This is a genomic window from Rhizobium sp. BK060, from assembly GCF_014193145.1.
GTDB lineage: Bacteria > Pseudomonadota > Alphaproteobacteria > Rhizobiales > Rhizobiaceae > Rhizobium.
Genome location: NZ_JACHYW010000021.1, coordinates 50360 through 69953, shown reverse-complemented (window position 1 = coordinate 69953; position 19594 = coordinate 50360). Strand labels below are relative to the sequence as shown.

Annotated in this window: 21 protein-coding genes; 7 read left to right on the top strand and 14 right to left on the bottom strand. The window is 58.6% G+C overall.

What is annotated here, in order from left to right:
- Positions 1–6 precede the first annotated feature (6 nt).
- The 8 genes from FHT71_RS21870 to FHT71_RS21835 form a co-directional block, all read right to left on the bottom strand.
- A complete protein-coding gene (locus FHT71_RS21870; RefSeq protein WP_183721937.1) occupies positions 7–1041 on the bottom strand; it encodes a type IV secretion system protein in 1035 nt (344 codons plus the stop codon).
- 11 nt (positions 1042–1052) lie between these two features.
- Positions 1053–1265, bottom strand: coding sequence for a hypothetical protein (locus FHT71_RS21865; protein ID WP_183722024.1), 213 nt, complete (start codon positions 1263–1265; stop codon positions 1053–1055).
- 4 nt (positions 1266–1269) lie between these two features.
- Entirely contained in the window at positions 1270–1971 is a 702-nt protein-coding gene (locus tag FHT71_RS21860) for a type IV secretion system protein (RefSeq protein ID WP_183721934.1), read from the bottom strand.
- Between the two features lie 12 nt (positions 1972–1983).
- On the bottom strand, positions 1984–3012 hold the full coding sequence (locus FHT71_RS21855) for a lytic transglycosylase domain-containing protein (protein ID WP_246718082.1): 1029 nt from the start codon (positions 3010–3012) through the stop codon (positions 1984–1986).
- 77 nt (positions 3013–3089) lie between these two features.
- Positions 3090–5504, bottom strand: coding sequence for a VirB4 family type IV secretion system protein (locus tag FHT71_RS21850; protein ID WP_183721929.1), 2415 nt, complete (start codon positions 5502–5504; stop codon positions 3090–3092).
- A gap of 2 nt (positions 5505–5506) precedes the next feature.
- A complete protein-coding gene (locus FHT71_RS21845; RefSeq protein WP_183721926.1) occupies positions 5507–5806 on the bottom strand; it encodes a VirB3 family type IV secretion system protein in 300 nt (99 codons plus the stop codon).
- 3 nt (positions 5807–5809) lie between these two features.
- Complete coding sequence (locus tag FHT71_RS21840; RefSeq protein WP_132594456.1) at positions 5810–6148, bottom strand: TrbC/VirB2 family protein; 339 nt, start codon at positions 6146–6148, stop codon at positions 5810–5812.
- Between the two features lie 17 nt (positions 6149–6165).
- Positions 6166–6699 (bottom strand): lytic transglycosylase domain-containing protein, encoded by a 534-nt coding sequence (locus tag FHT71_RS21835; protein WP_245505552.1) that lies wholly within the window; start codon positions 6697–6699, stop codon positions 6166–6168.
- A 514-nt stretch (positions 6700–7213) separates the two neighbouring features.
- On the opposite strand from FHT71_RS21835, the gene FHT71_RS21830 reads away from it, so the two are divergent.
- Positions 7214–7786 carry a hypothetical protein gene (locus FHT71_RS21830; protein WP_165933185.1) on the top strand — a complete coding sequence of 191 codons (573 nt, stop codon included), beginning with the start codon at positions 7214–7216 and terminating at the stop codon, positions 7784–7786.
- A 221-nt stretch (positions 7787–8007) separates the two neighbouring features.
- Positions 8008–9288, top strand: a complete 1281-nt coding sequence (locus tag FHT71_RS21825; protein WP_246718079.1) for an ATP-binding protein — start codon at positions 8008–8010, stop codon at positions 9286–9288.
- A 75-nt stretch (positions 9289–9363) separates the two neighbouring features.
- Here FHT71_RS21825 and FHT71_RS21820 read toward each other — a convergent pair whose 3' ends face one another.
- Complete coding sequence (locus FHT71_RS21820; protein WP_132593834.1) at positions 9364–9666, bottom strand: hypothetical protein; 303 nt, start codon at positions 9664–9666, stop codon at positions 9364–9366.
- A gap of 76 nt (positions 9667–9742) precedes the next feature.
- Here FHT71_RS21820 and FHT71_RS21815 point away from each other — a divergent pair, with 76 nt between their 5' ends.
- The gene (locus FHT71_RS21815; RefSeq protein WP_245505550.1) at positions 9743–10285 is read left to right on the top strand and encodes a helix-turn-helix transcriptional regulator; all 543 of its coding nucleotides are present in this window, start codon (positions 9743–9745) and stop codon (positions 10283–10285) included.
- 122 nt (positions 10286–10407) lie between these two features.
- Here FHT71_RS21815 and FHT71_RS21810 read toward each other — a convergent pair whose 3' ends face one another.
- The 4 genes from FHT71_RS21810 to FHT71_RS21795 form a co-directional block, all read right to left on the bottom strand.
- Complete coding sequence (locus FHT71_RS21810; protein WP_132593832.1) at positions 10408–10854, bottom strand: helix-turn-helix transcriptional regulator; 447 nt, start codon at positions 10852–10854, stop codon at positions 10408–10410.
- A 529-nt stretch (positions 10855–11383) separates the two neighbouring features.
- A complete protein-coding gene (locus FHT71_RS21805) occupies positions 11384–11974 on the bottom strand; it encodes an acyl-homoserine-lactone synthase (protein WP_246699494.1) in 591 nt (196 codons plus the stop codon).
- A 114-nt stretch (positions 11975–12088) separates the two neighbouring features.
- Complete coding sequence (locus tag FHT71_RS21800) at positions 12089–12742, bottom strand: LuxR family transcriptional regulator (RefSeq protein WP_132593830.1); 654 nt, start codon at positions 12740–12742, stop codon at positions 12089–12091.
- Positions 12743–13161: 419 nt separating this feature from the next.
- The gene (locus tag FHT71_RS21795; protein WP_132593828.1) at positions 13162–14115 is read right to left on the bottom strand and encodes a C45 family autoproteolytic acyltransferase/hydolase; all 954 of its coding nucleotides are present in this window, start codon (positions 14113–14115) and stop codon (positions 13162–13164) included.
- Positions 14116–14472: 357 nt separating this feature from the next.
- Here FHT71_RS21795 and FHT71_RS21790 point away from each other — a divergent pair, with 357 nt between their 5' ends.
- A complete protein-coding gene (locus FHT71_RS21790; protein ID WP_183721920.1) occupies positions 14473–15486 on the top strand; it encodes a C45 family peptidase in 1014 nt (337 codons plus the stop codon).
- A 7-nt stretch (positions 15487–15493) separates the two neighbouring features.
- Here the strand turns inward: FHT71_RS21790 and FHT71_RS21785 are convergent, their stop codons facing one another.
- Complete coding sequence (locus FHT71_RS21785; RefSeq protein WP_183721917.1) at positions 15494–16657, bottom strand: hypothetical protein; 1164 nt, start codon at positions 16655–16657, stop codon at positions 15494–15496.
- A gap of 133 nt (positions 16658–16790) precedes the next feature.
- On the opposite strand from FHT71_RS21785, the gene alr reads away from it, so the two are divergent.
- From alr to FHT71_RS21770, 3 genes are read left to right on the top strand one after another with little or no spacing between them, the layout of a single operon-like run.
- Positions 16791–17876 (top strand): alanine racemase, encoded by a 1086-nt coding sequence (alr, locus tag FHT71_RS21780; protein WP_132593822.1) that lies wholly within the window; start codon positions 16791–16793, stop codon positions 17874–17876.
- Entirely contained in the window at positions 17873–18727 is an 855-nt protein-coding gene (locus FHT71_RS21775; RefSeq protein WP_132593820.1) for a DMT family transporter, read from the top strand. The genes alr and FHT71_RS21775 overlap by 4 nt, the downstream gene beginning before the upstream one ends.
- Before the next feature lie 4 nt (positions 18728–18731).
- Entirely contained in the window at positions 18732–19589 is an 858-nt protein-coding gene (locus tag FHT71_RS21770) for a TIGR01459 family HAD-type hydrolase (protein WP_132593818.1), read from the top strand.
- Positions 19590–19594 lie beyond the last annotated feature (5 nt).

Genomic DNA, 19594 nt, shown 5'->3' with positions numbered 1-19594 from the left:
GGGTCGTCAGCTGGGCAGGCTCTGGCGGGAGATCTTCGTTTGCATGGCCGAGCGCGCCCCGGAGGCATTGTCCTCGCCTTTACTGTCGCCGCCGCTGAAGCGGTTCGAGAGCCAACGAGTGCCGCGATAGGCAGCGACGCCTGCGCGCGCGCCGCCCTTGGCAGCGGCCAATGGATACTGGATGCCAAGCCGGCGCGTCACTCCAGCGGCTGCGTTTCCAACGCCGACGGCAATCCCGCCTGCAATCCCCTGGCCGATCGACTGGATGTAGAGCATCACGAACCCGCCGGCGATGCACAGAAGCAGGAAGCCGGCGATGTCGGCAAGCGTTAAGGTCCGCGACCCGCTTGCAGCATCGATCTTGCTGAGCTCCGGGTTCACCGCTGCAATCAGGAAAGCGGCGATGACGTAGACGAACAGGGGAATGAGCGCATAGGTCAGCACCTGATTGAACCACCCCATGCCGTAGCCACGCGTGCGATCAAACAGCATGCAGGCAATGAAGACCGGCGCGGTGCCGATCAGCACCCAGAGCATCACCTTGGCCAGGATGAGGACGGCAAGTGCGATTGCGATGAAGATGCCGGCGCCAACCAGGATCAGGATGCCAACCATGCTCGGAAGGATCGAAAAGTAGCCGGACTGCTCCGCAAAGGCCGAGGCTGCCTCGTTGGCCCGCATCCAAATCTCAGACAGACCGTTCGTCGGCTCGGTGATCCCCGTTCCGGAGGCAGCCAGGATCGCCCGGCCGACGTCTTCGGGCGTATCGTTGAGCCAATGATAGAAAAGATTGTCGAAGTTGGCCCAGGAGCTGACCAGTGCGAGAATGATCATCATTCTGACGATCCGGCCAAGAATATCGCCGAGCGAAAGCCGTGACGTGCCCATGACGAGCTGCAGGCCGTACCAGGCGAGGTAGACCATGAACATCACGCGCAGGAGCGGCATCAGTTCGTTGCCGACCACCGTGTAAGCCTGCTGCGAAAAACTCGAACCGGAGTCTTCGATGCGCTGGAGGAGATCGCCAAGAAAATCCTGCATGCCTGAGATCCTCATTGCTCGTCGGGAAGAATGACGCCGATCGCCGCAAAGGCTGCGGCCGGGTCATTGACACGCCGCATGACGCCGCAATCCTGTCTGGTGTCGCTGGCAAACGACGCAAGGCTTAAGGGTCGTTTGCACGGAGCCGTCTTCTCCTTCACGGTGCCGCACCCCGACAGCAAAGCGATCCCGACGGCGGCAATGGCAAGCATTCTTCTGATCATCATGCTAGTTGCCGTAGGTCAGCGTCTTCCTGGTGTTGGAAATATCGGTGAGGCGGCGTTGGTTTTCGGCCTGCAGCGACGAAACCGCCCCGTTCATCACTCCGATCATTTCGTTCAGGGTCAGTCCAGACTGCACCTGCAACTGGCTGTTCTGATCGATCGAACCCTTGATATCCTCAGCAGTGCCGATGCGCGCACCAGCTTCTTGGAAGGCGCTGCGCCGCGTTTGTGCTGCCTTTTGCGAACCGTTGGTCAGGGCGGAGACCCCAAGCACGGTGTTGACCAGCTGCTCATAGGACTTGTCGCCCGAAAAGCTGCTGCTTTCTTTGCCTGACAGGTTTTTTACCAGCTGCAGGCCATTGATGAACATGGTCGCCGTTTTGGCGATGTCGCCGCTCATCGACCCGAAGTTCGGCGCCCCCTCCTTCAGGATGTTCTCAAACGATGGGATCTCAGAGACGCTGAAGCCATTCCCGATCGCCAGATTGTTGAGGGGTGCTGCGGTGCTGGCACGCTCTCCGGTCACCGCCTTCAGCGTATCGTCTACCGTCGCCAGGATGCGCTTGTTGGTGTCGAGGATCCTGTCCGTGGTTTCGGCGGTCCTTCTGGCGACCTGATAGTTTGTCTTGTCGATGACCGGCACGTCGCCAAGGGCAGCCTGCTGCATGGAAAGCAGGACGGAAATTGTCAGGACTTCAAGTCTCATGTCGTTCTCCCATCATTGCGGTTGCAGCATGAGCTGCACCTGGTTCACATCGGGGCGTTTTTCGATGCAGGCCTGGTCGGCGGCGCTCCAGACCAGATCTTGCCGGGGGGCGCACAGACCCGGTGTGTCTGGCGATGCCCGGTGATCTGGCTTGCTGCGGCTCGTCTGCGAGGAGCCGGAGAGATTGGCCGATGCCATGGCATTGCGCGAATTCAAAAGATCAGCCATGGCAGCGGCGAGCTTGACGAGGTTGTTCATCATGTCGAGATTGGCGTTGCGGGCCGTCGAATTATGATCCCAGCTGTCCTGGAGGGTTCCGGTCTGCAACGCGGAGAGTTGCTGGTACCAGCTTGCGACATTGCCAAGGCTGGCAGACGTCGACGCGCTGATCGCCATGGCGTTCAGGGTCGAGGCGCGCATGCCGGTATAGGCTGTTCCTCCACCCCCGAAATTCAGAGGAATTCCCGACTTGTCTGAGCCACCAAAGGCCGGCAGCCAGTCCCTGGTGATGGCAGCGACATAGCCTTGGGTTTCCTTGAAGGGAGGGATGCCGCCATACTTGCTGACGCTGCCGGGACCAGCGTTATAGGCGGCAAGGGCGAGGTTCACGTCACCGCCGAAATTGGAGAGTTGTTGCCTGTAATAGAGCGCCCCGCCCCGCAGGTTCTCTTCGATGTTGTTCTCGTCGACACCAAGCTGCGCGGCGGTGTCCGGCATCAGCTGAGCAAGCCCGGTCGCTCCGGCCCCGGATTTGGCGCATGGATTGAAGCGGCTCTCCTGATAGACGAGGGCGAGGAACTGGTTCTCGTCGACACCGGATTGGCGGGCGACGCGACGCACAAGACCCGAAATTTCGGGATTGCCTTGTGCTGCGCCGATTGGGTCATTGCGCCGGCCTGGCCGGTACATCGAACAGGTAACCGAGGTGTGGATGGTATAACGATCGTGATCGGTGTCCTTGAGTGCGGCGGTCGTCTTGTCGCGCTGCGCACGCGGATCAAGATTGCTCTTGTCGAAGGTTGGAACCTCTGCCCCTGCCAGCTGCGCACTCAGGCTGATCGCGGAGGCGGTGAGGACGAGGAGGGTGGCGCATGGCGGCCTTTGTGCTGCGTCGCTCGTCACCGGCCTTCCTCCCACCCGCAGAACCTTGCCAGCCAGCCGGAGGGATCATCGCCGTGCTGTTTGCGAAGCAGGGCGCATTCCTCGATGGTTTCCTTGCGTGCGGAGAGCACCTTGATCAGGTCAGGCATCGAACCGAGATCGAGCCGGGCAATGACGCTGTCGTGACCGTGCTTGATCAGGAAGGATCGCTTTTCAGGCGGGGTGTTGCGAACGAAGCCGAATTCCTTGGCGGTGAGCCCGAAACGGTTGATGTAGCTCTCCTCGTCGGCGCGCGGATTGGGAAAATGTATCGTCGTGGCAGACTGCTCGATCAGCGTATGGGCGGCCGGCGAGCGGACGATATCTGCAGCGGACTGTGTGGCGAAGCCGACAATGCCGTTCAGCTTGCGGATGGTCTTCATCTTGTCGACGATGAAGTCGCTGAAGGTCTGGTCTTTCAAAAGGCGCCAGCCCTCGTCCATGAAGATCATGACCGGGCTGCCGTCGAGGAGCTCGTCCAGCCGATGGAAGATGTACATCAGCGCCGGGGTGCGCAGATCGTCATTGTCCAGGATGTTCGTCATGTCGAAGCCGAAGACGCGGCCTTCGCAGAAGGACAAGACGTCGCGGGACGCGTTAAAGAGCCAGGCCTTCTCGCCCTCGATCCAGGGGCGCAGCCGCGCATGGAGGTCGTTCGGGCCGGCGCGTGAGCGTCCGGTGACGAGCCCGGCCAGGTTGGTCAGCGTTCGCTGCGCCGCAGGCTCGCGCATGAGCCGAATGATCGCGCGCTCAAGCGTGTCCTCTTCTTCCTGATCGAATGGGGCGTCTTTGTCCTTGCTGAGCATTGCCTTGAGCAAGCGGAGCAGAAATTCCCGGTTTTCACCGGTGTTTTGGATCTGCATGGGATTGAAGCCGGTCGGTATGCCCGGGGTGAGGATCTCGTATGAACCGTTCATTGCCCGCAGGAAGATTTCGCCACCCCGGTCCTTGTCGAAGAAGACGGCGCGCGGCGAGGGTTTCACCCTGAACGCCTGCGCCAATAGAAAGGCAAGGGCGACGGTCTTGCCGGATCCGGTTGGGCCGGTCACCAGAAAATGGCCTATGTCACGCTGGTGGAAGTTGAACCAGTAGGGTGTCTGGCTGGATGTTTCCAGAATGGTGACCGGCCTTCCCCAATGCATCCCGTCGCTTCGGCCGGCCGCGAAATTGTGCATCGACGAAAGGCCGGAGAAGTTGGCGCTCGAAAGCATCGCCCGCCGGGCGATATAGGCATGATTGCCCGGCAGTTGCGCCCAGAACGCTGCCTCAAGGTTCAGGTCCTCGCGCAGCCAGTTGATGTTCATGTCGGTGAGGCAGGCACCGAGATCTGCGACCGCCTTGTTGACGCCATCGAGGTCGCGCGACAGGCAAAGCAGCGAAAGATGATGGAAGCCGAAGACAGCCTCCTGGTTGAGCAGGCTGTTCAGCGCGAAATCGATGTCGGTTTCGATATCGCTGCCGGCTTCGTCTGACGCGCCGATCTGCCGCTTGAGTCTCGAAATGCGTTCCTGAGCAATCGGTTTGTCGGCTTGCGTAAAGGACTGGGTGAGGATGAATTCGTGGTTTACCTGTAAGAGGCCATCCAGCATTCCAGGACCCGTGAACGGCGGATATTCCTTGATAGACAGCATCGCTCCGAAGCGGTCTTCTTGCCTGACCGGCCCCTGCGCCTGCATGGTGCGGCGTGCAAAATGGAGCCGCGATGATCCCAGAAAACTGGCAAGACCCATGCGAGGCAGACGCATCTTGCGGGGCACGCCGCAGGTCAAGATGGTATTCAAGAACGCCGAAGGCTCCGAGTAGGGCTCGTTGTTGACGCTTGAAATACCAAGGACTGTCGCACCGTATTTGCCAAGGTCGCGCACGATATTGCCGACGAGCTCTTCGAGCTCGCCAACCGCCTCGATAAGTTGGTCTTCCTCGGCGTCGCGACCCAAAGCTTGTCCGAGGAGACGTCGGACGCGCTCACCCACCGCCAGCGCTCCACGCATGCCCGAGCGCAAGACGGTCAGGTAAAGCTCATTTGTGAACATGCGCTTGCGGCCGAGGGCATCCATGTAGCGGCGGTCGAGCTCGGCGCAAAACGGATCGTCGAATTCGCCGGCAATGAAGGGATCGACCTGCCGGCGGATCACCGTCGACCAAAGGGAAAAACGGCTGGAGCCGAGCGAGCGGATCAACGTGTTCTGTACCACCACGCGCATGTTGATCTCGGCCTGGTCCTCGGTCTGAAAGAACAGTCCGTCCAGTTTGATGACGCTCATCAGGGTGCCGTCTTCGAGCTTGATGACGGTGTCGGCGACGTGACGCAGGTAAGGGATGTGTCTGGCCATCGGCCGTTCGCGATGGTGGACGGATCCGAAGCCGAGTTCTTCACGGATGACGCTGAGCATGGTCACGGCCCGTAGGAGTTCGCGCCCCAGAACGCCTTGTTCGGCGTCTTGGGCGTCAACCGCGTGGAGACCTGCAACACATCGAGGACACGCGCGTCAAAGCTGCAGAGCGTGAAAAGAGCGGCGTAGGCGCATGGCGCCGTCATCAGCGCCCACAGCTCATTGGTTATCAGCCAGGCGATGATCGTGAGACCGATGACGATGACGACGGCCATGTAGGGCACGCCCCAAAGCGTCGGTGAGCGCGTGAGCCCGATCACCAAGGGCGTCAAGTGGGGTTTTTCATCCTCCAGCGCAGCCATGGCCTAATTCCCGACTGTCGAGATCAACTGGTCGACGATGGCTGGTGCACCGAAGACCAGGCCGATGCCGAGAACGACTGCGCCGGCCGTGAACCAGCTGAGGCGACCTGCGAAGGCAAGAAACCCGAGGCCGATGACTGCGATGATGGCGACGAGACGTCCGAATGGCCCGGTGATGAAATCGACAACGGCCTGCACGACCGTCTGCAGGGGCGCAAACGCCTGGTTGGTCGCCTGCGCCATGGCCAGATCCGCCGCGGCAAATTGCATAAGAGCAAGAGCGACAAGAACGGCAGCCCCACGCGCCCGCCGCTTTTGATGATGAGACAGTACAAGCTTCATGGCCATCTCCTTTCAGTTCAGAACTTCATGACCCCGCCGATGAATTTCGGCCTTCGCGCCCCGAAAACGTCGCGTATGTATGTGTTGTCGAGGTCGGTTGTCTGATTGCGGCTGCGACCGTCTCGCTTGACAGGGAAGCTGATCCCAAGCTGGCGGTTGATCACCGAGGCCACGTAATGGAGGGTCTCGGGATAGGCTGGCAGGCCGCGGCTGTCGTAGACTGCCTGTTCGCCGGCGTTATAGGCTGCGGCGGCGACAATCGGGCTTTTGAATTCGTCGAGAAGCGTGCGTAGATAACGCATGCCGCCGTCGATATTGTCGGCAGGATCACAGACATTTGTGACGTTGAAGCGCTTGGCGGTCTCGGGCATCAATTGCATCGGCCCGCGTGCACCCTTGGGGCTGTTGCGGACTCGATCGAAGCGGCTTTCCGTCCAGACGACGGCAAGGGCGAAATCCGGGTCCACGCCGTGGCGGCCAGCGCTGTCAACCGTCAGCGCCTTGATCTCTTCCACCGATGCGGGCGAGGTGCCGCAAGGCGGCGAAGCCAATGTGTGGTCTTTCCGAACTGCTTTGGTTTCTTCCTCCATTGAGAATGCGCGACGGGACGCCTTTGCTCGACTGTCGTCAAAGGCAGCTGGATACGAACTATAATAGTTCGAATTTTGATGGGCGCTGACGAGTGGCCGCGCTGGTGCCAGAAGGCCTTCCCTCTTGATTCCGAGCTGCGCCGTCCATGGCCTGTCGAGGCGCGGCGGCGGGAATGCATCGTCAAGATGTTGCTCGTAAGCGACTGGTAAATCGTTGTTATCTGCCGATTTGGCTTGATCTGCCAGCGAATGAAGGCATGCCGCCGTCGCAATCAAAGATGCCTGGAACTTGTTGGTCATCAGCTCACCCCTGCGTTCCGTCTGGGGTCAAACGACACCAAAAAAGACCTGTTGTCAATTCAAAAAATGAACTGTTATAGTCTATAATATGGATGCGAAATGCATTGGACATCGTCGGGAGGATATGCGGATGGCGAAAACTGTGTTGGTTCGAGACGCTGTAATCGCGACCGCGATGGTGCTTGCGGCGCTCGGCTCTCGCGCCTTTGCTGCTGGCGAACCCGCCTACATCAAGTCTCTTGCTGCTCCCGGAAAAATGGTTCTGGTGGTTGAGTATTACGACGGGGGCAGGACCGTCGTTTCCCGAAAGGGATACGCCTCAGCGATCGGGTTTCGCGCCAGCTCGCCTAACGAGATCATGGTCGACAGCAAGACCACCTTGCATCTTTATGGCGTGGAGCCTTGCCAGGGAGAGATGGTCAACCAAAAGGAAGGCTTTTCCGGCAGCTGCGAAGAATTTGCCCAGCAGCAACTGAAAATCCTTCTCAAATACCCAAAGGTCATCCTTTGCCGGGCCTTTCTTACCGAGGAGAATGCGGCAAGGCAGGATGTAACCTGCTTCGGCTACTACTTCTTCCCGGGGTCGCTCGACAGCATCGTCAATTTCGAAGAGGATTTGCTGTCCTTAGGGGCGCTTCGTTTGGCAAGGAAGGCGGATGGCTCACTCATGCGTCCCGACCTCGCCGAGGCCGAAAGGATTGGCCGCCAGGGCTTCGGCATGTGGGCTGACCCGAGGACAAAACCATGACAGGGGGATGCAAATGCCACAAGGGCAGCCCTTGGAGCCTGAACAACTTATCCGCATTTCGCTTGATACCTAACGGCCACTTCGCTTGACGCCTAACGGCCATTTCGCATAGATGATAACGGCCATTTTGCACGCCTCTATCGGCCATTTTGTCTAACATGTATCGGCCATTTCGCTAAAATCCAGACGGGCCGATGATCTAGCTAATTTGAAAGACGGCAATGGCAAACATGACGCACGGTCTTTACGATCGCCACCTAAAAACGGAGCTTGAAGATGCCCTGGTAAGTGCCCGCGTCGTCAACTTGATTGGCCCTCGACAGACGGGAAAGACGACCTTGGTGCGGGACATGTTAGGGACCGGTCAATTCGTTACATTCGATGATGAAAATATTCTCTCAGCGATTGAAGCGGACCCACAGGGCCAGCTTCAATCGCTGATCACGTCCGCAAAGGGCGAGCCAATAATTATCGATGAGGTTCAGCGATCTAAAAAAATTGCCCTGACATTGAAAAGAATTGTCGATGAAAATCGGAGAATGGGCCAATTTGTGCTTACGGGTTCATCCAATATTTTTGTCTCGATGGAAATCATGGACTCGCTGGCAGGCCGAGTTCAGACCATTAAAATGCTTCCTCTAAGCGCGGCCGAAATCAACGAATCTGGACCATGCCAATTGCTGGATTGGGCAAAGGCCAGCGGAGAACCTGGATCACTCCCAAACTGCCAGCCGATAGCCAGGGATGAACTTATCGATCGCATCATCCGCGGCGGCTATCCAGAAATTCGACCGCTGCCCGAGCGTTCGCGTCAACGCCGATACAGGGAGTATATTGATACCATCGTTGACAGAGACGTCGCAGATGTAATGAAGATACGCAGAACAGACGCAATGCGTAGACTGGTCGACCAACGAGCGATTAGGACCGGGAGCGAGCTTAACCTCGTCGAACTCGGGGAGAAGGTCGGCCTCAAACGCCATACTGCCGCTGACTATCTGGATATTCTCGAGCGCCTTTCGCTCGTTGCGAGGTTACCCGCTTGGTCGTCAGGCGAGACGGGTCGCGATGTAAGGCATCCAAAATCGCACATTATCGATACCGGAATCGCTGCCGCGCTACGCGGATTGACGGCCAGCGATTTTGGTCTGGGAAAGGATCAAGCGCCACTTGGTTCACTGTTCGAAACTTACGTGTATACCGAATTGCTAAAATCCCTGCCGCTTCAACATGATGAATGGCGGCTTTTCCACTGGCGTGATCGCGGTGGAAAAGAAGTCGATATCGTTGCGGAAAATGGAAACATGCTGGTGGGCTTCGAGATGAAAGCCTCATCGACGATTTCATCAAGCGACTTTAAGAATTTTCACGCCTTTAAGGCGGGGCCCGCAAAAAAATGGGACTTTCTTGGCTTGGTAATTTATATGGGCGACCAGGTGTTAGTGTTCGGCGACAAACTATTCGCGCTACCAGTTTCTATGCTCTCATCCTTTCCCAGATAAGAAGATCACAACGTCTGCCTGAAGGTGGCCGGCGTCGAAAGTCGCGATCGACCAGGCGGCGTTCGCCTCTTGGAGTTAATTTTTAGCCTTGCGTTGAAAGCCCCGGCATTGCGCCTGTATTTTTGCCAGCGCCTCTTCGTCGAATGCGATCTTCCCGACGAGGACATGTGCAAGAAGGTGAAGTAATTTTTCGACAGCAAGAGGGGCTGTCGGTGCTTCCCAGTCGATCAGGTCATTTCTTGTGGCCGCTTCGCTCGCAAGCACCTCGTCTCGTTGAAAGCGTGTGGCGTTGCTGCCGGCGAAGCCTCCGTTCATTTCGATCATCAGCAATAAAGAACGTTCGTGTGCCCTGATCCGTCTCAACAGTTCGGCTCTCACATCGTTACCCTTTCTTTGAAACGCACCTCATCGAAATACCCAGCTGGAAAAGCAGCTCGTCGAGCGCCGTTACAAGTTGGCAAAACCAGATGGCCAATCGCCGGATGAGTGCTATAAACCAAGCCATCGATTTGAGCGGGAATGCATGACGGCAAGGACTGACAGCTACATCACCGAGGCAGGACTCGAGCCAACCGCCGACGCGAAGGTGGATCGACCTGTCTATCGCCGCCCCGGATTTGACGGAATTGCCTCTACACAGGCGATGGATGAAACCATCGCCGAAGCATTGAGTAAGTTTCGCAAACAGAAAGACTTGTCGCGGGCCGAGCTCGCCATGCTTATCGGCTCGATCGAGGCGGTCTACGGACGCTATGAGCGGGCGGTGACAAAGCTCCACGCCACGCAGGTCCTACACCTTTGCGAAGTGCTTGGCATTTTTCCAGATGATCTGCTTTTCGATGCTGCTCCCCATCTTTGGGGTAATACGAGGGAAGAAGCCCTGGAACGTCGGCGCATCACGAGGATGATACAGGCTCTTCCGCCTGAGACCTTACGCACGGTCGCAACGATCCTGGATTCGATATTCGCGCTTCAAAAAGCCCCTGGTGGTGCTTAGAGGGTCTTTGTCGACGAAATTGCGATGATACGCGGATCGCGCGCTGCCGGTCATTGCGTCCGGCAGCAATGGGTCCCCTAAAATCCTCACCGCCTTATCATTGCCTATCCGATATGGCGCCATCAAAGCTCTTTTGAAAACGTTGCCAGCAGCGAAATGAACTTGGGCCGCATTTTTTTTGGAACTGCGAGAAAGGCGTCCACCAATCGCTGGCCCTCATCGGTAGCGACGAACTCTTCCCTGACGGCTGCCTTGCGGGCCAGTTCACAATTTGCCGGCGTCAAACGTTGGGTCAGGCTTTCAAAGAAATAGGTGATTGGTGTCTCGAGCACATGCGCGATCTCGTAAAGGGTCGACGAGCTCACGCGATTGGCGCCTCGCTCGTACTTCTGGATCTGCTGAAACGACACGCCCACAGCGGCGCCAAGCGCGGTTTGAGACAGCCTGAGTTGCTGCCTTCGTTTCTTGATGCGTTTGCCGACTTCGATATCAGCAATATGCTGGGCGGTAGTTTCATTTGTGGCATCGGTCAGGGTCGATGCAGCATCAGCCAATGTTTTCTGCAACATGAAAAGCGCTCCCGCTGGCCAGACAAGCTGGCAACCAGAAGCCGGGGAGATGGAAAAACCGTCAAGCTGGCGGCCCCATGGTCTTTAGCGCGAACGCCTCTTGCATACGCCATAGGCTCCCCGACGAATTGGTCGCGAAGAATACGCTCAAATGAAGAGCAATAAGCTTGAATGGGGTTTCCACGCCCCAAGGCGATTACATCGCCTGAGTTGTAGTCTATCAACAGGATTCACGTTTGCAAAGAACTTTAGGAGGGTGTCCTAACATTCGCGGATGCATCGCACCGGCAGGCGTCAATGGTCCTCAAGGATCGTCGGGACCCATACTCCGTTTCGTCTCAACGACAATCATGCGCAGCAGATATCGGACGAAATGCAGGTCATCATTCGGGGGATGGCGATGACAGATCTCCTCGATGATTCTGAGCAGTTGTGAGGTCTCCGCATGAACGGTCGCGATCGCGAAGCGGCGGGCATCGCCATCATCCAGCAGGGACTTCCTGCGGCGGACCACCGCCTCGCACCTGCGCTACGCAGCCGTCGGAGGACGCTGCGGAGTGGCCGTGCCCTCACGCCCCCAAACGAGCAATGATTGCTTGATACCGTGCCTTTTGCGATGCAGGGAAAGGAGCTTCGGCGGCAAGCTCGAGGAGACAATCTCAACCCGCTCACCGTTCTTGAGCGAAACGATGTCCTGACATTGCACGGGATATCCGCGCCGCCGCATCATTTTGACAAGGGGCGTGTACGTGACGAAAACGATCGCCCTGGCGTTCATCTGCACAAGGCATTCGAGGACGCCGGTCATCAAGAGATCAGAAGCAGCATGACCGCCAACCGGGGGCGCATCAAGAGCCGTTGCGCAGCGGCTCCACTCGAATATTGAAGGCCCGAAGGGCAGTCTGGCCGACAAACTGCGACGCAGGCTGCTCGCGAAATGAGGGCGTGTTGTTGGAATGAGCCTTGAATATCCAACTATTCTCCCGCGGTGAACCAAAACAGCATGTATGGCATCCGCAGTATCGAACTGATCCCGCTCGCGGCCATCTTCTCTGCGAAGTTCTTCCCAGCCCAGTTGCTCGACGAACCTTTTGTGCCGGAAAAGCCAGACCTGCTCCATAAGCTCAGGATCGTCTGCTCCACGAATAATCCTCAACATTCCAAAGCCTCCGCGTGCACGTGATAAGGATGCAACCACGGATAAGCAAAATCTATTCGTAAAAAGTCGTATTTTTCAGCGTAGCAAGCCCCTGCGAAACGCTTCGGCAATAAGTCGGGCGCGGTTGGTGGCGCCAAGCTTGCGCTGAAGGTTATGAATATGCGCCTGGATCGTGCGAGGAGATCGGCCGGTCAGGGTCCCAATTTCTCGATCGGTCTTGCCAGAGGCGCACAACGTCAGGCATTGGCTCTCGGTTCTGGTGACTGTGAGATCTTCCGACGGCCGGACGGGCGATGCAGCCAGGTCAAGCAGACGACGGTGAGCGTGTGTCGCAACGAATTCCAACAGCGTGACTTCTTGCGGCGTGAACTTCGGGCGCCTGCCTGCAACCGAGAAGACGCCAGCTATTCCATGTTGCGAGTGAAGCGGGATGGTGACCCCGTCGACGAGACCAAAATCGCTTGCCTCGTCCATGATCCGCTTCGACTTCGATGACAGGTGTTGCAGCTTCAGCGATTGGGACCAGATCATCGGGCGCCCGGATCGCCGGACAAACCGCACGACCGGATCGGAGTGGAAATAGTTGCATTTCAGATAGCGGTCAAACCACGGGCTCGGCCAGTTCTCCCAAATGAAGTAGGAGTCGAGCCGCTCATGGACCAGGGGCAGGAATGCCGCCGCGAAGTGTTCTACTCCAAGCTGACACGTCGCCCCCTCAACGGCGGCCATCAACTGGCCTCTATCAACATTTCCCTCACATGCCTGCAAGAAATCGGTCAAAATTGCTGTCGGGAAGAGGCTCATCGAAAGTCGCTCGCAAATTGATCTCGGATCAACAGGTGGACTGACCAACATGTCGACGTGAGGCGGTTGCAATACGCAGGATGCTACTGATGCTTGTACACCTTGGCGGCAGGGACGTAAATCTCGGCGGATCGACGACGTCCTGACCGGCTGTCCCAACAGCGCTCCAGCAATCGTCGAGGCTAGTCGGAGGTCCTGTCCTTGCGCCTTGGAGATCGTCTCGCGCTGGCATTCCTTGCGACAAGGCCCTTTCAATAGTCGAGTTGCAGATCTTCAACCCTGCTTGCACGCGTGGAACCTGGATGCCGGATGAGGGCGGCCTATGCTGCCTGTGCTGCAAAAGCCTACGCAAAGCTGTGCGTGTACGCACCTTCGTGGAAATCCAGGAAGCTTTGGGACCAACGTTTGCCCGGCCAGATATAATCGACCCGTCCTTCCGCTGCCCGGTAAATGGCCGTGTAGAGAGTGGGCGATGAGGCACTCCTGGAGTATAGCGGTGGCAGAAGAAATAAATCGGTCAATCGCGAAAGGGACATGCTCGGGTCCTCGAGTGCCTGATGAATGGCCATCTGACGTGCCAGTGAAGACAATGACGGCCTGATTGTCCGCTGATGGTTGGTGCATGCCTTCAAGCGCGAAATGATTGGCCGCTGGTGAGGGCCGACAAACAGGGTGGCATATCGGCCGGAACGATCGAGGACGGTGACGTTCTGCGGAAGTGCGACCGGTATTCGGCATAGCGCTTCCACAGCCTGGTCAACCCGATGACAGGTCTCAAGGATGTAACGGATCACCAGGATTATCGAGAAACCGACGCCCTGAGCGCGGCTCCCGCCGAGAGTGACGCTGGCTACAAGTCCATCCTCATTCATGCCGTCCACGCAACCTCCCCATGGCCGCTGTGCCTTGGAGATCACCCGCAAGTTCGACCAGGTGGTCATCTCAAAGCGATCCGAAACGATATCGGGGGGATAGTCGAAGTTCCGGACGAGTGCGGGACCTTCGCGTCCCAGCCAGACAGCCTGACTGCAGCCAAAGCGTTCGGGCGCGGGCCGGTAGTGACTGAGCATCCGATGCGCCACCTCATTATCTCCAACAAGGGCACACGCGCTCTCGTAGAAAGGCATCAACTCGGGCATATGATGGCGCAAGGCAGCGCGGCAGTCTTTGACTGTTGGGGTTTGCGCCACAGCCTGGCCGAAATACCATTTCTCGGCCTCCGCTCGCCCGGCGACGAACCGCGACAGCCACGCTTCTCCAGGCCGATCTTCACGCGCTGTGACGAACGTTTTGTCCATAGCGACAGAAATATAGGCGCCGCATCACATGAGTGACAAGCCAGCGTTGTTGGTGGCTTAGGAATGGAGCGGACAAGCTGGGGAGTTGTGCCCTCAGCCTTCGCGCCGATCCACTGAGTGCGGGTTGGTCTGCTTGCGTGTCGGCAGGATCGGGACGATCCAGTCCATTCTGGTCAATCCATCCCCTTTGCGGGCAGCAGCTACTGCGGCCCGAACAGCCGCTCCCTACCAAGGCCACGCCACGCTGCATTGAAGTTTCGCACAATCTACACGGGCAACGACTGGATCAAAGGTAAGATCCACAATATGGATATGCCAGCCTAACCCATTCCGAGCTGTGCGGTGACCCAGGATCAAATGCCCATTATTACACTCCGGGGATCGCCGAAAGAGCGCGGACGCCAACATGGCCTGAAATTGCGCGGCATGATCCTGGAGGCCGTCACGACGCTGCGGCGGTCGATGGACGATGCACGCTGGAACCTGGCGCAGGCCCGTGCGGCTGTTTGCCTTGATCAGCTATCGAACGTTGCTATGAATATCGTCGGCGAACTGGACGGCATTGCCGAGGCAACTGAGCTCTCGACGCAGAGCGTTTTGCTGCTCTCGGCCTTCGAGTATTTTGGCGAGGGTCAGAGCGGATGCACGTCGGTCGGACTGGTGCAGCCTGGCGGTGCCGTCGTTGCCCAGAACTGGGATGCCCCGGCCGGCGCCGAGCGCCATTTGGCGGTCTTCATTCACGAAGGTGCACAGTCGCTTGTAACCATCGCGTCGGCAGGCACCCTTGGCTGGGTTGGCATGAATGGGCATGGCCTCGCTTTGGTCAACAACGATCTCATACTCGACACATCGCAGGACGGTCTGCCGAGCCTGGTGATCCGGCGCATGATGCTGGAGCAAAACAGCGTCGACGGCGCGGTTGCCATTCTTCGCGCACATCCACACATGTCCGGCCGATGCTTTCTGCTCGGTGACGCACATGGCGGTCTGCGTGCGGTCGAAGTGGGGCCTTCGGCCGGATTAACCGACCGGGCTTTCCGCAGCGTCGTTCATACGAACCATCCGCTTTTCCCCAAACCTGCCATGTGGGAGGACGTGGAAGAGGTCGCCCGCCATTATCCGTCGAGCCGCTCTCGCCTTCGGGCCGCGCGTCAATTCGAATTGGCTGATATCAACGACCTCGCGGCACTGCTGAGAGATCGGTCCGGCGCGCCTGACGCGATCTGCAAATCGCCGTCGGTCCGTGAACCGACCGCCACAGCCTTCTCGGTCATATTCGACTGCGGCCGGCGAGAGGCGATGGTCGCGATCGGTCGGCCGGACCAGACAGATTACCGCGTTATCAGAATGCTGCACCCGGCAGATGTCTAGATCCTGTTCAGCTTGCCCTTGCATCCAGCATTCCATTGGCGCGGGCAAACTGCGCAAAGTGTGCCGCCAATTCCTCGGCACGCATCTCGCATTCCTGCGGCCGGTAGGCCTGAAGGTCATAGCCGAGCACCTCGTTTAAAACGCCGGCAGCCATGTCGGTAAAACGAACGGTTCCATCGTCGTCAACGCTCTCGATGCCGTCGTAGCGCTGGCATTCTCGATTGATCGCGATCGCTTCGTCGAGACTGAGATTGGCGGGAAGATCGACGAGCAAGCCGTCCGGAGAAACCCTCACCGGATATCCGCCGACCAGGCCGAAGGGTCCCGGGGCGTGGACGACGTCTCCCGATCGGCGCGCAAGCGCCAAAAGCATGGCGGTGGCCGACGAGGCCGTGACCGACTGTCCTGCGAGACCTTTCACCCGACGAAACCGTCCGGCAACCAGTGAGAAAAGCGCGGCGTGATCGATCTCTTCGCGGGGCACCTCCAGCCCGTTCGCATAAACGCTCAAGTGGTAGGGTGCGCCGTCCGTTCCTCCGGTGCTCGGCATCCGATAGCTGAGATAATGATGCGCGAAGAACCTGATCTCGATCGATGCCGGCGGCAGCGCCAGCATGTGGGCGGCAGCAAGCCGGATGCCAGGAACGGCATTGGCGATGTTGCCGATGCCAACGGCGGGGGCCAATCCTTCGGCGGCAAGTGAAGCATTGACAACATCGGGATAGGAGGCATTGACGACAACCGCATCGCAGTTGGCCAGCCGAACGGCTTTCATCAGTCTGCGGATCAGAACCTGATGCATCGGCGTCCAAATACCGCCGCGCGCCTCGTCGAGGCGCTTGAACGCGTCCTGGGGGAGCTTCGTAATCACCCACCAGCTATGTAGGGTCGTGGCGTTGAAGACGATGTCAGGCTTTATCCGCAACAGACGCTCGGCCGTTGCTTCGACGTTCATGAGATCGATCGAAACGATGTCGACGGCGTTCGAGAAACCAAGGTTCATGGCTGTGTAGCGCGCCAGATTGACGCGATGAAGCGCCCTGTCAGGATCGCGGGCGCCAACGGTGACCTCGAGATCTGCCCCGCTCTGCAGCAGGAAGTCGAGAACGTCCCCGCCAAGGACGCCTTGTCCGATAATCAGGATCTTCTTGCGATGCTCGGTCCGTGCCATCTGTCGTCTCCATATACTCGCATAGCGGATAAATGATTGTCTGCGCATCTAATGATTGCATCATGCGCTTGTCCGCTGTAGATTGCAACCATTAGATACGACGTGCCATCGGCACCATCACAGGTAGTTGTTCATGCGATCATATAAGCCTGTCTTATCCGTCGACCTGACGGCGATCCAAACCAATTTCTTGGTGATGCGGTCATTGGTGGGGCCGGCTGTGGGCGTTAGCGCGGTCGTCAAGAGTGACGCCTATGGGCTGGGACTTGAGCGGGTGATCGGACCGCTTTGGGACGCCGGTTGCACGAGCTTCTTCGTCGCGAGCATAAAGGAAGCAATCCGCGTCCGCCGTCTTCTGACGCAGGCCGACATTGCCATTCTCGAAGGCTTGCGAAAGGGCAGCCTCGAAGCTTATCGGGAAAGCCGCCTCACACCGGTCTGCAACACGCTGGCCGAGGTGGCTCAGGCCACGTCGGCGGCAATCCCCTATATTCTTAATCTCGAAACCGGCTTTGGGCGGCTTGGCCTGAGGTTTGACGAGGTTCGTTCGCTCCTTCACGCAAAGCTGCAGGTGCCGGAACTGGTGATGAGCCATCTTGCCTGCGCCGATGACGCTGGAAACCCGCGCAACCGACTGCAGAAGGACCGTTTTGTCGGCATGTGCGCGATGCTGGCGCCTTCGACACCGCGCAGTCTCGTTGCCTCGGCAGGTGTTTCGCTCGGCGTCGACTATCATTTCGACAGGGTGCGCGTTGGGTCGGCACTTTACGGGCTCAACAATGCCGGCCTCGAGCCAAATCCGTTCAAACCTGTCGTCCGGCTCAGTGCCCGCCTGATCGACATCCGACACGTCCAGCGCGGCGAACCCGTCGGGTATATGGGAACATTTCTCGCAGATCGGCCGACCTGTCTCGGTATCGTCGCGATCGGCTACAGGCATGGCCTCGCCTGGCAGGTCGCGAACCGCCTGTCTGCTGAGTTTGCCGGGTGCTCCGTGCCGGTCATCGGACGCGTATCGATGGAATATTGCGCCATCGACCTGACCGACCTACCGGCCAAGCTCGCGCGCATCGGCGCCTTCGTGGATTTCATCAGTGCGACGGCACCGCCCGAACATATGGCGCGCTCGGCCGCGACCGTGGCACAGGAAATCCTGGTCCGCACCGGTGCCTCATGCGCCCGCCGATACCGTTTGGCACTTTCTGGACGACACCCATGAGCGCAGAACGACGAGCCCAGTTTCACGCGCTGTTGTCCGCCGTGTTTTTCAGCACCGCGGGCCTGTTCATGGGCCTGATCGAGGCCGGCGTCTGGGCGGTCGTCTTCTGGCGCAGCCTCTTTGCTCTCGTTTTTACCTGCGCACTTATGCTGGTCATGCCCAATCGAGGCGTCACGGAGCTCGATCGAGCTGGTCTTGCTGCGGCCATGCTGTCGGCCGCCGCGATGCTCGCCTTCATTCCGGCGCTGCGCCTGACCTCCGTCGCCAACGTCGCGGTCATTCACGGCTCCTTGCCCTTGCTGACGACACTGTTTGCGCGGCTGACGATCAAGGAACCTATATCCTTGTCTACTGCCGGCCTATGCGCGATGGCTGGAATTGGGACTGCGGTGATCTTTTCCGGCTCGGCATCATCCGGTGTGCGCATTGAGGGAGACGGCCTTGCACTTCTGATGACGACGTTCATGGCGTTGATGACGATCGCTTTTGGGCGATCGCAATCATCGAGCCTGCTTCTGGTGGCCCTGTCCAACGGCTTTGCCGGGATCGCCGGCGCGATGCTTGCCCCTTCACTTGAGGTTTCCGCAGGGCAGGGCGCTGTCCTTGCCTGCTTCGCCCTTGTGCAGATGACGCTGGGGCTCCTCTTCTTCGCCATCGGGTCACGCGGGTTGCAGCCTGCCGAAATCGCGCTGATCTCGCTTTCCGAAGTGCCGCTATCGGCTCTGTGGGTGTGGCTCGCGTTTTCGGAGGTGCCCGCAACGGAAACGATCGCCGGAGCAGGTATTATTCTAACGGCCGTCCTTGTTCACCTTGCAGCGCCGCTTAAGCGCAGCCGCAATCTTGAGGATTAGTCCGATGCAGACTGGCCGCTTGCCGCATGAGCAAACGATAAAGGCTATAGCTCAGTCCTTTCGGGGCGTGGTACTCGATATCTTCGGCGTCATCCATGACGGCGCAACACTTTACGAACCGGTTCACGAGGCGCTCACCAGAATGCGTGCGGCCGGTATGCGCATATGCTTGCTGTCCAATTCGCCGCGGCGCGCTGCTGCGGTCGCCTCCCGTCTTTTAAACATGGGCCTCGGGCCTGATCTTTATCAGGGCCTTATCACCTCGGGAGAGATGGCTCGTGCGGCGCTTGGTGGTAGCGGGCGGACCTCCCGAGCGCCTGGCGGCAGGCGCTATTGGCACGCCGGGCCGCCCGATCTCGCAGACCTTCTTGATGGGCTAGCGCTTGAGCGTGTCGCGGAGATCAAGGAAGCCGATTTCATCCTGGCGACCGGCAACATGGAGGAGAGCGACTCTTTGTTGCAGCAGGCGCGGCAGCAGGGATTGCCAATGGTTTGCGCAAACCCGGACCTTGAGGTCATGCTCGCCGAGCAAAGGATCCGTTGTGCTGGCTCGCTTGCTGCGCGATACGAAGCAATCGGCGGTAGGGTGATCCGCTTCGGAAAGCCGGAACCATTTGCCTATGAAAGCGCTCTACGAGTTCTCGATCTGCCGGCAACCGCCGTGATCGCGATTGGCGATAGTCTCGCCACCGACATTTCCGGCGCCAATCGAGCCGGCATACGCTCAGCGCTCGTGATGACCGGAGTTCATCACGTCGAGGCATGTCCGAACGGCTATCCCGATCATGGACTGCTAGCTGCTCTTTACGAACAGCATGGAGCCTTGCCCAATTTCCTGTTGCACAGACTTTCCTGGAACTAAGGCGA

Coding starts and splice junctions, on each gene's coding strand:
- FHT71_RS21785 (WP_183721917.1), bottom strand. CDS start 16,657: ATGGCACGGACCGAGCATCGCAAGAAGATCCTGATTATCGGACAAGGC.
- FHT71_RS21860 (WP_183721934.1), bottom strand. CDS start 1,971: ATGAGACTTGAAGTCCTGACAATTTCCGTCCTGCTTTCCATGCAGCAG.
- FHT71_RS21795 (WP_132593828.1), bottom strand. CDS start 14,115: ATGGACAAAACGTTCGTCACAGCGCGTGAAGATCGGCCTGGAGAAGCG.
- FHT71_RS21805 (WP_246699494.1), bottom strand. CDS start 11,974: ATGGAGCAGGTCTGGCTTTTCCGGCACAAAAGGTTCGTCGAGCAACTG.
- FHT71_RS21870 (WP_183721937.1), bottom strand. CDS start 1,041: ATGCAGGATTTTCTTGGCGATCTCCTCCAGCGCATCGAAGACTCCGGT.
- FHT71_RS21830 (WP_165933185.1), top strand. CDS start 7,214: ATGGTGCTTGCGGCGCTCGGCTCTCGCGCCTTTGCTGCTGGCGAACCC.
- FHT71_RS21865 (WP_183722024.1), bottom strand. CDS start 1,265: ATGATCAGAAGAATGCTTGCCATTGCCGCCGTCGGGATCGCTTTGCTG.
- FHT71_RS21775 (WP_132593820.1), top strand. CDS start 17,873: ATGAGCGCAGAACGACGAGCCCAGTTTCACGCGCTGTTGTCCGCCGTG.
- FHT71_RS21845 (WP_183721926.1), bottom strand. CDS start 5,806: ATGGCTGCGCTGGAGGATGAAAAACCCCACTTGACGCCCTTGGTGATC.
- FHT71_RS21850 (WP_183721929.1), bottom strand. CDS start 5,504: ATGCTCAGCGTCATCCGTGAAGAACTCGGCTTCGGATCCGTCCACCAT.
- FHT71_RS21810 (WP_132593832.1), bottom strand. CDS start 10,854: ATGTTGCAGAAAACATTGGCTGATGCTGCATCGACCCTGACCGATGCC.
- FHT71_RS21790 (WP_183721920.1), top strand. CDS start 14,473: ATGCCCATTATTACACTCCGGGGATCGCCGAAAGAGCGCGGACGCCAA.
- FHT71_RS21770 (WP_132593818.1), top strand. CDS start 18,732: ATGCAGACTGGCCGCTTGCCGCATGAGCAAACGATAAAGGCTATAGCT.
- FHT71_RS21840 (WP_132594456.1), bottom strand. CDS start 6,148: ATGAAGCTTGTACTGTCTCATCATCAAAAGCGGCGGGCGCGTGGGGCT.
- FHT71_RS21825 (WP_246718079.1), top strand. CDS start 8,008: ATGGCAAACATGACGCACGGTCTTTACGATCGCCACCTAAAAACGGAG.
- FHT71_RS21800 (WP_132593830.1), bottom strand. CDS start 12,742: ATGGCCGCCGTTGAGGGGGCGACGTGTCAGCTTGGAGTAGAACACTTC.
- alr (WP_132593822.1), top strand. CDS start 16,791: ATGCGATCATATAAGCCTGTCTTATCCGTCGACCTGACGGCGATCCAA.